The organism is Chryseobacterium sp. GVT01B, assembly GCF_019970045.1.
Lineage (GTDB): Bacteria > Bacteroidota > Bacteroidia > Flavobacteriales > Weeksellaceae > Chryseobacterium.
Genome location: NZ_JAHXYI010000001.1, coordinates 394573 through 407169 on the forward strand (window position 1 = coordinate 394573; position 12597 = coordinate 407169).

Here is a 12597-nt window from a genome sequence, read left to right on the forward strand (position 1 = left end):
GAGAGTTTACACAACTCTCTTTTTTATTTTGACTTTATAATGGAAGCTTTTTTAATATCTACAGTAAATGTATAGGCGGGAGAAGAGAAAGATTTACCTACTTTATATTGTATCGTTTCTTTATCCTTTGATTTTGTTTTCGTCGTATCATAAATATTTTCCCAGCAGCTTTCAGTCAGGAATTCTTCGTAGTTTTTATAATTCCAGTCTTTTGTAAAATAAAGAACTCTGTAGCCTTTTTCACCATCACTTGCCCCACACTGTCCGCAGAAATTAAAATTTGAAGTCTGTTCAAAATACAGAAGAACCCTGTTCCCGTTTTCTCCTGAAGAGTAAGAAATCAGTTCATTTCCTCCGGCTTTATTAATGAAGTCGAATGTATTGATCTTTTTATTATTGGGCAGGAACAGATAATTGTTGAGACGATAGATCATTGCGTTCCCTGTAAATAATTGTACAGGCAGATTTTTTTTACCCAGATAAAAATGTCCAGATATCGGGTTGTTTTTCATGCTGATTTTTTCCAATATAAGAGATTCCAGAGGAGCTAGCTTTTGTGCTATTTCATTCGTTTTTTCTACTTTTTGCAGGGATGTGATCTGATCTTTTAAAATTCTGGAATTCTGTTTCTGTTTAGTCCCGAAATTATATAATGACAGGTCACCATAATAATCATATATTCCGGTGAGTGGAATTTTCTTTTTGTATTTATCATAATAATACCATCCGTCAACGTAATGCTGATACTGATCACAATCTACAATGCCTGTATAATTAAGTTGCATGGTAATAGGTATTCCTCCAATCTCTCCAGTGAAAATCTGTGAAGAATCAGTTACTTTCTTTAATTCAACTTTTTGACTGAGAAAAAATGTAAGACTTAAAGAAAATAATAAAGTAAATATTTTTTTCATGATTGGCTGTCTTAGTTTTTAGAGGAAGAAATGGGCGATGGTGTAGATAATAAGCCCTACCAGACCGCCGACCAGCGTTCCGTTGACCCGGATAAACTGCAGATCTTTTCCCACTTCCAGTTCCAGTTTTTCACTAAGCTCTTTTCCCTGCCAGTTTCCAACGGTTGTACTGATGAGGTTCCCGAATTGGTGGGTGTTTTTCAGAATATATTTATAGGCCGTTACCCGAACCCAATGATCTATTTTGTTCTGAAGGTTTTCATCCGTCTTTAAGTTCTGTGCAAATTCATTCAGGTTTTTAGAAAGATAGTTTTTCAAAGCGGAATGTTCCTCCTGAAGCTCTTTCATCAGCGTTTTTTTGATAGAAACCCAGATGTCGTTGGAATATTCATCCAGTTTGTCATTTTTCAGAAGTCCGTTTTTGATGGTTTTAAATTCTTCATCCCATTTCGGATCTTCTTTCAGGTCAACGGAGAATTCATGAATTTTTTGCGTAATCAATCCTCTTACTTCATGCTGAGGATCTCCTTCTATTTCTTTGAAAAAATCAGAAAGTCCGTCGGCAATTTTATCTGCAATTTTATTATCTACAAAAGATGGAATGAACGAATAGCTGCCTTTCTTTACTCGTTCCTGGATCATTTCATCATTTTCAATAATATATTCCTTGATCTGTTTTGAAAGGTTGGTGATGATTCTCTGATGATCATTTTTTTCCAGAATATAACCAATTCCGTTTCCAACTACTTTATTAAGTTTGATATCATCCGTCATTTCAGATACTTTTTTGCTGATAAACTGGCTTACTGTTGAATCATCCAGTTTATTAAGAATATCAAGTACAATATCTGAAAGGTTTTTAATCAAAATCTCCTGACTTTTTTCCTTTACCAGCCATTCACCTACAAAATTGGAAACTTTAAGTTTTTGGATATAAGGACGTATATTCTGGGGAGAAAGAAAGTTACCTACTACAAAACTTCCAAGGTTGTCCCCCAATCTCTGTTTACTGTTCTCAATCAGGTTGGTATGGGGAATCGGAAGCCCGAGAGGATGACGGAATAATGCGGTTACAGCAAACCAGTCAGCCAAAGCCCCAACCATAGCAGCTTCGGCAAAAGCACGAACGTAGCCGATCCAATGAGAGCTATCAGACTTCTGTAAAATAGTGGTAACAATGAAAATAACAGCCATCAGAACGAATAATCCTGTGGCAAATGCTTTATATTTTCTCAGTTGTTTTCTTTTTGCTTCGTCATTCATATTCTCAAATTTACTAAATTTGGTTATGAAACCGTTTAATCTTAATAAAAGCTTTTAAACCTCAAAACTTTTGTGGTTAAAGAATGAAATTTACGATGAAATTTTTAGTTTCAATCATCCTATTATTTTTACTGCAGGCATGTACGCAGAAATACGAACCTATTAAAACCTCCTCTATGGAAAATACAGAAGCAAAAAACAATCCATACTATTCCAGAACAGATACTACAAAACTTAATGTTTCCAATGATGAATGGAAAAAAATACTCGCTCCGGACTTGTATGCAATCGCCAGAGAAGCGGCAACAGAAAGAGCTTTTACCGGAAAATATAATGAGTTTGATGAGATTGGAGAATATTATTGCGCGGTGTGCGGAAATCACCTGTTTCGTTCTACATCCAAATTTTCCAGCAGCTGTGGCTGGCCAAGTTTCTTTGAAGCGGATAAGGAAGGAGTCTATTATGTGAGAGATCAGTCTTATGGAATGGATAGAGTAGAGGTTCTTTGCAAAAGATGTGACTCCCATCTTGGGCATGTTTTCGATGATGGGCCGAAGCCTACAGGACTGCGTTACTGTATGAATTCTGTGAGCCTGGAATTTGTGGCGGATGAGCAAAAATAAGACTTTTAATTCACAGAATCAGGACGTTAAAGTTTCTTAAATAGCGTTAAACTTTTTAGAGTTATAACCCCCTGGTAATTATGTTTTTATAATTTTGCCCCACTAATTTGGATTTACATATTATTGAATGAAAGGATTTTATAGCGTATTAGGCCTTGTTTACATGGTGACGACTTCATTCTACATTTCTCCAAGAATGGCGGTGAAAAGTGAGAATGTCAATACAACGAAAACAGAAAAAGTAGCTGAAACGAAATCTGAGAAGAGCACAACAGCTGTATCTTCATCAGAAGCACTATACCAATCAATTGCATTTGATCCTGAACATGAATTGAATTATGAAGTGTTCTCAAAAGCATTGACTGGGTATGAAAATTTAAAAAAAGCAGGATTGCTTACCCAAGACTCGCATTTATTAACTATCTGCGATTTTTCTATGTCTTCTAACACAAAAAGACTTTGGATCATTGACCTGGAAGACAAAAAAGTTCTGTTCAACTCATTGGTAGCACACGGAAAAAATACAGGCGAAGAATTTGCGACGAATTTTTCTAACAGGGAAAGTTCGTTACAGAGCAGCTTAGGATTTTATATTACAGATGCAACCTATCAGGGTGATAACGGATATTCTCTGAAGTTATTGGGAATGGATAAAGGGTTTAATGATGCGGCTTACAGAAGAGCAATTGTATTACATGGTGCTGATTATGTAAGCGATGCATTTGCAGCCATGCATAAAAGAATCGGAAGAAGCTGGGGATGTCCCGCGGTTCCAAGAGAACTGACACAGTCTATCATTAATACAATTAAAGGTAAAAACTGTCTGTTCATTTATTACCCAGATCAGAATTATCTTTCTTCCTCAGAATGGTTGAAAGCATAAAAATAAAAAGCAGTCAGTTTTTTGACTGCTTTTTTATTTTTTGGAGGGAAATGTTACAGTAAATACACTTCCTTTTGACACTTCAGAATCGATCGTCAATTTGCCTTCGTGTATTTCTATAATCCTTTTTACAATGGAAAGACCGATGCCGTTTCCTTTTTCGAAATTCTTATTGGAACCCCGGTAAAACAAATCAAAAATTTTCAAAAGATCCTTTTCTGAAATACCAATCCCATGATCAATAAAACGGATTTTTATATGGTTCGAGTTGGTCTCTATTTCAATATGGCAGCTTTTGTCTGCTGAATATTTACAGGCATTCTCTATCAGGTTAGAAAAAGCAACCTGCAGCAGGTAAGGATTACCATGAAAATCATAATTGTTTTCATCATCATCTGACGCATTACCCATATAATTGATCCCTATTTTGTAGCTGACATTTTTTTGCAGCAATGCAAGCTTGGCTTCTGCCAAAATCTCATCCAGACGCAGATTGGTAAGACTGATCTGTGATACATCATAGCTGGCTCTGGCGAAATCCAGCAAAGCAGAAGAAAGCTCCGATGCATCATTGGCATCCTGAAGAGCATTGTCAATAGAAAGCTTATAGTCATCCAACGTTACATTCAGTTCCTTGGCAAGCTCCAGCTCTGCAATTAAAGTGGAAAGAGGAGTCCGGAATTCATGGGAAATAGTGGTGACGAATTGTTTGTGATTATTAAAAGATTTTTCCAGCCTGTTGAAGGTAGAATTAAAAGTTTCAGTCAGTTCATAAATCTCATCTTTTGCTTTGGGGATATCCAGCCGTTTATTCAGATTATGCTCTGAAATATCGCGGATCTGGAGGATAATATCCTTTAAGGGCTTAAGGGTATAGTATGAAAAAAGAAATCCTATAATAAAAATGATGACAATGGAGCTGATATAAATGATGATGATATCTTTTTTAAACTCAGAAATATGGGCCTTTCCTGTGACGTCTACTGCACTTCCAATGATATAATATTTTTCTCCGTTTGATTGAAACTGAATGGCAATATACTGACGGTCGCCCTGCTGCCAGAATATTCTGTTTTTATTGGATCTGATAATTTTATCCAGATATTTTTCATTGCTTTTAAGAGGAGGAACATCCGTGAAAGTAAGTTCTTTTTTACTGTTATAAACACTGATGTCTGCTTCATTCAGCAGTTTTTGGTTACGCTGGTGAAGCTCACGGATTTTTTCATCACTGATTCTGACATCGAAGATAAATTCTGACCTCCAGATCACCTTATATCCTAAACGGTCGTTAAACTCATCCTCCCTGTTCTTTTCAGATACAAAATAGAGAACATAAGCAAACAAAAATAAGATGCCTGCAGTAAGGATAGAATAGATAAGTGCTGTTCTGGTTGCTATTTTCATAATTGTGAAGCGAAAATAAATCCTACTCCGGGTTTGGTGTGAATCAGTTTATGATCAAAATTTTTATCAATCTTTTTCCGTAAATAAGCAATGTAGACATCAATATAGTTGGTTCCTGTGTCAAAATGATTTCCCCATACATTTTCTGCAATCTCTTCACGGGTAAGAATTCTTTCAGCATTGTTTACCAGAAATACCAGGAGTTTAAATTCTTTGGGAGTGAGTTCTATTTCCGTTCTGTTTCTGAAAACCCTGTTGAATTTTTTATCAATCTTCAGATCATGATATTCCAGATCAGTCAGATATGCTTCTTTATTTCTGGCTGATCTTCTTTGCAGAATAGCTTTGATTCTTACGTAAAGTTCCCTGATTTCAAAAGGTTTTACCATATAATCATCCGCTCCGGCGTCAAATCCTTCAATTTTTTCATCAATCGTGCCCAGAGCGGTGAGCATAATAATGGGAAGATCAGGGTATTTCTCTTTGATCAGTTTGCATAGATCAATACCGCTCATTTTTGGCAGCATAATATCTGTAATCGCCAGATCGAAAGATATTTTATTCAGCAGGACAATAGCATCTTCTGCATCTTCCGAAATATACACCTGATATTCCTGGCTCTCCAGTCCTCTTTTCAAAAGACTTGAAACACGCGAATTATCTTCTACAATTAAAATTTTCATAAAGAAATACTATGGGCTATATACCTTGGTTTTCAAATGTTTTTTTGATTTTAAAAGCTTGATTTTCATCTGTCCCCAAAGCACTGTACAAAGGTATTTCATATTTTTCTTTTATCAGAAAACATTAACCCTTTTAATAGTTTTCTATAAGGTTTCTAATAGATTTCTAATACCTGTCCAGACATTCCCGATCTAATTTTGTCCCGTTGAAATCAACAAAAAGATAAGAATAGAAAAATATGAAGACTACCTCTTTCAAAACAGCAATTGCTTTGTTTTCCTTAGTGGGACTCATGGGAAAATTAGAAGCTCAGAAAAAAAATGACTTTAATAACCCCGGATTGACCCATTACTTCAATGAAGAACACTCACGATATATTTCTCTTAGCGGATATGCAGAATTGTGGGCCAGATATACACAGCTTAACCCCGGAAGCCTTGTCAATAATGAGGCAAAATCGGATTTGTCTGACCTCTCTCTTCGAAGAGTTCGTGTAAAAATGACTTATAAGCCCACCGAAAAGCTGATGTTTGTTTTGCAGGGAGGAACCACCAATGTGAATGTAAATGCTAAAGGAAGTAATTACTTTGACCTTCTGGATGCTTATGCTGAATATGCTTTTAATGATAAGATTGCTTTTGGTGCAGGGCGTTCCACATGGCGCGGTCTTTCAAGATTTACCACAGGACCTCTGAATACGCTGTTATATGATCTGCCGGCTTATGCAACATCCAATGCAGGGACTACAGATTATACAGTAAGGGAACTGAGTGCCTATATTAAAGGGCAGCTTGGAAGATTTGATTACCGTTTGGTGGTAGCCGATCCTTACACCATGGCAACTTCAGATCCGAAACTGAATGTAGCTTCCTTCAGTAAAAATTCTCCGGGAAAAGACTTCTCCGGGTATTTCAGATATGCTTTTTTAGATAAAGAGAATATTTCTACACCTTTTAATTCTGGAACCTATGTAGGAAAAAAGAATGTACTGAGCCTGGGAGCTGGTTTTGATTACATTCACAATGCATTATGGCATCTGGATGCAGGCAAAAATACAGTGAATGATGATATGAAAAGCTTTGCGGTAGATTTATTTTATGATGCACCGCTGAACAAAGAAAAGGGAACGTCAATAAGCGCATATGGAATGGCGATGCACAACGACTATGGACCCAATTATATCCGGTATGTAGGAACCAATAATCCTGCAACTTCTGTAGATGTTACACAAGCGAGTCTTAATGGAGCAGGAAATGCAATGCCTGTTATCGGAACCGGAAATACGTATTATGTGCAATTGGGAGGTACACTTCCTTATCTTGATAAAGAAAAGAAAAACCTTCAGCTTCAGCCTGCAGTAGGAATGCAGCTGTCAGACCTGAAAGGACTTCATGACAATGCAGTGATTTATGATGCCGGAATCTCTCTGCTGATGAACGGAATGTCTTCCCGGTTAACTTTTGATGCCCAGAACAGACCTGTTTATACCAATGATCCCTCAAACAATGCTGTAGTTTCTGACCGGAAATGGCAGTTTGTCCTTAAATACAGAATAGATTTTAATTAAAATAAATGACAATGGAAAGAAGAAAATTTTTATTCCGCTCAGTCCAGGCTTCCGTCCTGCTGCTGGTTTCAGGAAATATGTTTGCCTCTGCTTTACCCATGTTTAACCCTATAAAAAAGAAAAAGATGTACTTCCATTATTTGTTGTTCTGGCTTAGAAAAGATCTTTCGGAGTCTGAAGTAAAAGAATTTGAAAATTTTTTTGAAGGTCTTAAAAAGCTTCCTTATCAGAAAAATCTCCGTTATGGAAAGCCTGCCGCTTCCACCCCGAGAAGTGTTTTAGACAGCACATTTACCTATAATGCTTCTATGGAATTCGATACTCTGGAGGAGCTTGAAGCGTATGGAAAGCTTCCCGAACATCTGGCTTTGGTTCAGAAATATAAACCCTTTTTTGAAAGAATGCTGGTTTACGATACTGTTTATAATTAAAAATAAAAAATTAAATTTATAATGAAAAACATCATGAAAGGCTTAAGCCTTGTTTTAGTAGTAAGTACTGTAGGATTTATGAATGCACAACACAAAAACCATAAAAATGTAAGTGTCACTGCGGAAACCTCCACTGAGTTTATTCCTGCCATAAGACTAATCAACCATCCTGACGGATCATGTGCTTTTGAGAAAGGAAAAATACCTACTCTTAAACATATGAATACCACTACATTCTGGATGAGCAATAAAACGGAGGAGTGGGAAAAAAATGCACATCCGGCGCCCAGAAGACAATATGTGATTACCATCAAAGGAAATATAAGATTTAAAGTAACAGACGGTTCCACTTTTATAATTAAACCTGGCGTGGTTCTTCTGGCTGAAGACCTTAAAGGAACCGGTCACAGCTGGGATATGGTGAAAAGCAAGGAGTGGGAGAGACTTTATATTCCGATTGCTGAAAATGCCGATGATTTTTTTATCCCGGATGCCCAATAATTACAAGTCATTTTCTTTTTGGGAAAATATATAATTCGTTATGTTTTGAAGCAGTCAATTTTGGCTGCTTTTTTTAGATTTAAAATCAGTTATAAAATAAAAAATCCCTGCATGATTTTCATACAGGGATTTTTATTATTATTTAATCAAATTAACTGAACTTCTTAAATACTATGGTGGCATTATGACCTCCAAATCCAAAGGCATTACTTAAAGCATAGGTAATATTTTTTTCCTTTGCTTCTCCAAATACAATATTGATATCCTGCGGAATATTCTCATCAATGCTGTGAAGATTGATTGTTGGAGGAATAATTCCGTTTTGAATGGCTTTAATAGAAAGAATGGCCTCTACAGCTCCCGCAGCTCCCAACAGGTGTCCTGTCATGGATTTTGTGGCACTGATATCCAGGTTTTTACTTCCTTTAAACAATTTATTAATTCCATTGAGCTCAACCAGATCTCCAAGAGGAGTAGATGTAGCATGAGGATTAATATAATCAATATCATCTGTGTTGATTCCTGCTTCATGAAGTGCTAATTGCATAGCTTTGATTGCGCCTACTCCGTCCGGATGAGGTGCCGTCATATGATAAGCATCCGCTGTCATGGCTGCTCCTACCAATTCTGCATATATTTTTGCTCCCCTTGCTTTAGCGTGTTCATACTCTTCAAGAATCAATGTTCCCGAACCTTCACCCATTACAAAACCGTCTCTCTCTGCATCGTAAGGACGACTGGCTGTCGCGAAATCATCATTTCTTGTAGACATGGCTTTCATAATGGAAAATCCACCGATAGAGGCAGGAGAAATAGCAGCTTCAGAACCACCGCTTACAATGACTTTTGCTTTTCCAAGACGGATATAGTTGAAAGCATCCATCAACGCCGTATTTCCAGTTGCACATGCAGAAACTGTAGTATAATTAATTCCCTGCAAGCCATATTTCATAGAAATCATTCCTGATGCCATATTGGCGATGAATTTTGGCACAAAGAAAGGATTGAATCTTGGCGTTCCGTCACCGGCAGCAAAATTCATGACCTCGCTTTCGAAAGTCCACATTCCACCTTGTCCTGTTCCCCAGATAACACCTACATCAAACGGATCCATATTTTCCAGTTCAAGTCCGGAATCTTTAAGAGCTTCCGCGGTAGAATACATTGCATATTGTGAAAATAGATCACTTCTTTTGATTTCGTTGTGTGTTAAATGGAGTTTTGGATCAAAATTTTTAACCTCACAAGCAAAATGTACTTTAAATTTTTCCGTATCGAAATGGGTAATCTGATTTGCTCCACTCACTCCGTTGATACTGTTTTGCCAAAATTCTTCGACATTATTTCCCAAAGGCGTCACTGCGCCAAGACCTGTAATGACAACTCTCTTCATACTTAGTTATTGATTTTGAATAAATTCGAGGTTCCTCTTGCGATTAATCGTGTTTTATCTGCATTCCATATTTCGCATTGTGCATTTACGAATTGCTTACCTCTTTTAATGATTTTAGTTTCAGCTACAATATTATCATTTTCTTTTGCAGTTGAAAAATAATCTATGACATTATTTATAGTGGTAATGAAAGAATTTTCATTTAAAGAAAACATGGTGGCGCCAATAATATCATCAACAATAGCAGCGGTAACGCCGCCGTGAAGATTACCTATAGGATTCAGCCACTCCGGTCTTACCGTATATTGAAATTCCAGTTGACCTTCCTCGGCGGAAAGAACAATTGGGTTCAGCCATTTCATAAATGGAGATGGTGACTGATCGAATTCTTTTCCGATGAATTGCTGTAATTGTGCTAATCTATCCATACTTTCAATTTTATTTCTCTAAAATCATGGTTACTCCCTGTCCACGTGCTGCACAAATGGATATGAATCCTTTCCCGCTGCCTTTTTCATGAAGCAATTTTGCCAGTGTAGCGATAATTCTTCCGCCTGTTGCTGCAAAAGGATGGGCTGCTGCGAGGCTTCCCCCTTTTACATTCAGCTTGCTTCTGTCAATCTTACCCAGCGCCTTTTCCAACCCGAATTTTTTGGCAAGATCATCGTTTTCCCAGATTTTTATGGTGGCCAAAACCTGTGCAGCAAAAGCTTCATGGATTTCGTAGTAATCAAAATCTGAGAGATTCATCCCTGCTTTTTTCAGCATTCTCTCAGCAGCAAAAACGGGTGCTAAAAGTAAATCCTGTTTATTTTCAACATATTCTATCCCTGCCAACTCTGAAAAGGTGATATAGGCTAAAACAGGAAGATTGTTGGCATTAGCCCATTCCTCGCTGGCAAGTAAAACTGCCGAAGCTCCATCCGTAAATGGTGTCGAATTTCCTGCTGTTAAAGTTCCGTTTTGCTTATCAAAAGCAGGTTTCAGTTGTGACAGTTTTTCAATACTGCTGTCACGGCGAAGGTTATTATCTTTATCTAAGCCAAAAGCTGGAGTGATCATATCATCAAAAAATCCTTCGTCATAAGCTTTTGCCATATTCTGATGACTTTTCAAAGCTAATTGATCCTGTTCCTCTCTTGATATATTGTAATATTTTGCAGTGATTTCTGTATGTTCACCCATTACCAGACCTGTTTTAGGTTCCTGTCCTTTGTATGGAATTGGCATCCAGTCTTTCAGTTTCGGGCTTAACAGTTGTTTTAATTTCCCGAATGCTGATTTTTCTTTATTCGCTTTTAACAAAGCTTTTCTTAATCGAGGTGAAGATTCAAACGGGATGTTGCTCATTGCTTCCACACCACATGCAATACCGCACTCTATCTGGCCCAGAGCAATTTTATTTCCAATGTAAATGGCAGTTTCAATTCCTGTATCGCACGCCTGCTGAAGATCACATGCAGGAGTTGCAGGATCAAGAGTGGTATTCATTACGGTTTCCCTGATGAGGTTGCTTTCAGAAATATGTTTGATAACAGCACCTCCGGCAACTTCTCCGAGCCTTTTTCCTTTAAGATGATAACGATCTATCAATCCGTTCAGAGAAGCGAGCAGCAGATCCTGGTTTCCCTGTTCTGAATAAGAGGTATTCATTCTGGCGAAAGGAATTCTATTGTATCCTATGATGGCCACTTTTTTTGTTTCCATATTGTATAGTTTATGATGGAAGAATATTGAGTTCATGATCAATCATGTGGGCAATTTTGTCTAAAGCGTGGTTTAGAAAGCTTTGATCACCTATTGTTTTTGAAAGCAGTATTCCGCCTTCAATAAGCATAATAAATAAGGAGGCATATTGCTCAGCATTGATTTTTTTATCAATTTCCCCATTCTTTTGTCCTTCCAGAATAGTGGCTGATATTTTGACCATCCATTGTTCAAAGGATTTTTTAACCTGAGTTTTTAATGCCGGGAAAGAATCATCTGCTTCTGTTGCAGCATTCATTAATGGACATCCTCCATTGGAAAATACAAACTTCCAGTTTTTTCGGTAAAACTCTACAAAAGCATGAAGCTTATCCACGGATTTAGGATATTCATCACCAAAAGAACGGCTAAGGGTTCTGCTCAATAGTCCGGCATTGTATTTATAGACTTCAATCGCTACTTCATCTTTGTTTTCAAAATTTCCGTAAATACTTCCTTTCGTCAGTCCGGTTGCCTGGGTAATGTCGGACAGCGAAGTCGAGATATAACCCTTTGTATTAAAAAGAGTTGCTGTTTTCTCGATGATATGCTGTTTTGTTTTTTCTGCCTTCGACATTATTAAGGATTTAAAAATATATGCAAATATACAAAAATATACCACTCGGTATATTTTATTTAGGGTTTTACCAATACAGATATTGTGGGCTTTAAATTTTGGCTAAAGCCACTGGAATTGTTTTTAAAATAAAAAACGGGCTAAAGCCCGTTCCTATTGATGTTAAATGAAAGCTTAGTTTAGTTTTCCAAAGTAGCATTCAATGTAATTTCAAAGTTGAATGCTGCACTTACCGGACATCCTTCTTCAGCAATTTTAGCAAATTTCTGGAATTCTTCTTCTGAGATTCCCGGAACTTTTGCCGTTAAAGTCAGCTCAGATTTTGTAATCTTTCCGATATTTGGGTCAAGAGTGATTACAGAAGTTGTTTTTAACTCTTCAGGATTGTATCCTGCCTGTGAAAGCTCTGCATCTAGTTTCATCGTGAAACATCCGGCATGAGCTGCTGCCAGTAATTCTTCAGGGTTAGTCCCTACACCATCCGCGAAACGGCTGTTGAAAGAATATTGAGTTTGGTTTAAAGTTGTACTCTGAGTAGTTAAATGTCCTTTTCCTTCTTTGATGGTACCGTTCCAAACGGCTGTTGCGTTACGTCTCATAATGTTTGT

Annotated in this window: 14 protein-coding genes; 5 read left to right on the forward strand and 9 right to left on the reverse strand. The window is 37.2% G+C overall.

Features of this window, described 5'->3' with window-relative positions; translation table 11 throughout:
• Window positions 1–23 precede the first annotated feature (23 nt).
• A complete protein-coding gene (locus LC457_RS01840; protein WP_223598370.1) occupies window positions 24–914 on the reverse strand; it encodes a hypothetical protein in 891 nt (296 codons plus the stop codon).
• An 18-nt stretch (window positions 915–932) separates the two neighbouring features.
• The gene (locus tag LC457_RS01845; protein WP_223598371.1) at window positions 933–2177 is read right to left on the reverse strand and encodes a DUF445 domain-containing protein; all 1245 of its coding nucleotides are present in this window, start codon (window positions 2175–2177) and stop codon (window positions 933–935) included.
• 176 nt (window positions 2178–2353) lie between these two features.
• Between LC457_RS01845 and msrB the strand changes: the two genes are divergently transcribed.
• Together msrB and LC457_RS01855 are read left to right on the forward strand one after the other, a co-directional pair.
• Window positions 2354–2800 (forward strand): peptide-methionine (R)-S-oxide reductase MsrB, encoded by a 447-nt coding sequence (gene msrB / locus LC457_RS01850; RefSeq protein ID WP_374200528.1) that lies wholly within the window; start codon window positions 2354–2356, stop codon window positions 2798–2800.
• Window positions 2801–2927: 127 nt separating this feature from the next.
• Window positions 2928–3683: a murein L,D-transpeptidase catalytic domain family protein gene (locus LC457_RS01855; RefSeq protein WP_213277719.1), complete on the forward strand. Its 756-nt coding sequence runs from the start codon at window positions 2928–2930 to the stop codon at window positions 3681–3683.
• 33 nt (window positions 3684–3716) lie between these two features.
• Here the strand turns inward: LC457_RS01855 and LC457_RS01860 are convergent, their stop codons facing one another.
• Together LC457_RS01860 and LC457_RS01865 are read right to left on the reverse strand one after the other, a co-directional pair.
• Entirely contained in the window at window positions 3717–5090 is a 1374-nt protein-coding gene (locus tag LC457_RS01860; protein ID WP_223598373.1) for a HAMP domain-containing sensor histidine kinase, read from the reverse strand.
• Window positions 5087–5773 carry a response regulator transcription factor gene (locus tag LC457_RS01865; RefSeq protein WP_213277721.1) on the reverse strand — a complete coding sequence of 229 codons (687 nt, stop codon included), beginning with the start codon at window positions 5771–5773 and terminating at the stop codon, window positions 5087–5089. The genes LC457_RS01860 and LC457_RS01865 overlap by 4 nt, the downstream gene beginning before the upstream one ends.
• 239 nt (window positions 5774–6012) lie before the next feature.
• Here LC457_RS01865 and LC457_RS01870 point away from each other — a divergent pair, with 239 nt between their 5' ends.
• From LC457_RS01870 to LC457_RS01880, 3 genes are read left to right on the forward strand one after another with little or no spacing between them, the layout of a single operon-like run.
• Window positions 6013–7341 (forward strand): porin, encoded by a 1329-nt coding sequence (locus LC457_RS01870; protein WP_223598374.1) that lies wholly within the window; start codon window positions 6013–6015, stop codon window positions 7339–7341.
• Window positions 7342–7352: 11 nt separating this feature from the next.
• On the forward strand, window positions 7353–7772 hold the full coding sequence (locus tag LC457_RS01875; RefSeq protein ID WP_223598375.1) for a Dabb family protein: 420 nt from the start codon (window positions 7353–7355) through the stop codon (window positions 7770–7772).
• A 21-nt stretch (window positions 7773–7793) separates the two neighbouring features.
• Complete coding sequence (locus tag LC457_RS01880; RefSeq protein ID WP_223598376.1) at window positions 7794–8273, forward strand: hypothetical protein; 480 nt, start codon at window positions 7794–7796, stop codon at window positions 8271–8273.
• 151 nt (window positions 8274–8424) lie between these two features.
• Here LC457_RS01880 and fabF read toward each other — a convergent pair whose 3' ends face one another.
• From fabF to LC457_RS01905, 5 genes are all read right to left on the reverse strand, one after another.
• On the reverse strand, window positions 8425–9666 hold the full coding sequence (fabF, locus tag LC457_RS01885; RefSeq protein WP_223598377.1) for a beta-ketoacyl-ACP synthase II: 1242 nt from the start codon (window positions 9664–9666) through the stop codon (window positions 8425–8427).
• 2 nt (window positions 9667–9668) lie between these two features.
• A complete protein-coding gene (locus LC457_RS01890) occupies window positions 9669–10094 on the reverse strand; it encodes a PaaI family thioesterase (RefSeq protein WP_223598378.1) in 426 nt (141 codons plus the stop codon).
• Between the two features lie 10 nt (window positions 10095–10104).
• On the reverse strand, window positions 10105–11373 hold the full coding sequence (locus LC457_RS01895; protein WP_223598379.1) for an acetyl-CoA C-acetyltransferase: 1269 nt from the start codon (window positions 11371–11373) through the stop codon (window positions 10105–10107).
• 10 nt (window positions 11374–11383) lie between these two features.
• Entirely contained in the window at window positions 11384–11989 is a 606-nt protein-coding gene (locus LC457_RS01900; protein ID WP_223598380.1) for a TetR/AcrR family transcriptional regulator, read from the reverse strand.
• 179 nt (window positions 11990–12168) lie between these two features.
• Window positions 12169–12588, reverse strand: coding sequence for an OsmC family protein (locus LC457_RS01905; protein ID WP_002982623.1), 420 nt, complete (start codon window positions 12586–12588; stop codon window positions 12169–12171).
• Between the last annotated feature and the right edge of the window lie 9 nt (window positions 12589–12597).

Excerpts from the sequence above, each read along its gene's own strand:
- LC457_RS01840 (WP_223598370.1), bottom strand. The coding sequence starts at position 914 with ATGAAAAAAATATTTACTTTATTATTTTCTTTAAGTCTTACATTTTTT.
- LC457_RS01845 (WP_223598371.1), bottom strand. The coding sequence starts at position 2,177 with ATGAATGACGAAGCAAAAAGAAAACAACTGAGAAAATATAAAGCATTT.
- msrB (WP_374200528.1), top strand. The coding sequence starts at position 2,354 with ATGGAAAATACAGAAGCAAAAAACAATCCATACTATTCCAGAACAGAT.
- LC457_RS01855 (WP_213277719.1), top strand. The coding sequence starts at position 2,928 with ATGAAAGGATTTTATAGCGTATTAGGCCTTGTTTACATGGTGACGACT.
- LC457_RS01860 (WP_223598373.1), bottom strand. The coding sequence starts at position 5,090 with ATGAAAATAGCAACCAGAACAGCACTTATCTATTCTATCCTTACTGCA.
- LC457_RS01865 (WP_213277721.1), bottom strand. The coding sequence starts at position 5,773 with ATGAAAATTTTAATTGTAGAAGATAATTCGCGTGTTTCAAGTCTTTTG.
- LC457_RS01870 (WP_223598374.1), top strand. The coding sequence starts at position 6,013 with ATGAAGACTACCTCTTTCAAAACAGCAATTGCTTTGTTTTCCTTAGTG.
- LC457_RS01875 (WP_223598375.1), top strand. The coding sequence starts at position 7,353 with ATGGAAAGAAGAAAATTTTTATTCCGCTCAGTCCAGGCTTCCGTCCTG.
- LC457_RS01880 (WP_223598376.1), top strand. The coding sequence starts at position 7,794 with ATGAAAAACATCATGAAAGGCTTAAGCCTTGTTTTAGTAGTAAGTACT.
- fabF (WP_223598377.1), bottom strand. The coding sequence starts at position 9,666 with ATGAAGAGAGTTGTCATTACAGGTCTTGGCGCAGTGACGCCTTTGGGA.
- LC457_RS01890 (WP_223598378.1), bottom strand. The coding sequence starts at position 10,094 with ATGGATAGATTAGCACAATTACAGCAATTCATCGGAAAAGAATTCGAT.
- LC457_RS01895 (WP_223598379.1), bottom strand. The coding sequence starts at position 11,373 with ATGGAAACAAAAAAAGTGGCCATCATAGGATACAATAGAATTCCTTTC.
- LC457_RS01900 (WP_223598380.1), bottom strand. The coding sequence starts at position 11,989 with ATGTCGAAGGCAGAAAAAACAAAACAGCATATCATCGAGAAAACAGCA.
- LC457_RS01905 (WP_002982623.1), bottom strand. The coding sequence starts at position 12,588 with ATGAGACGTAACGCAACAGCCGTTTGGAACGGTACCATCAAAGAAGGA.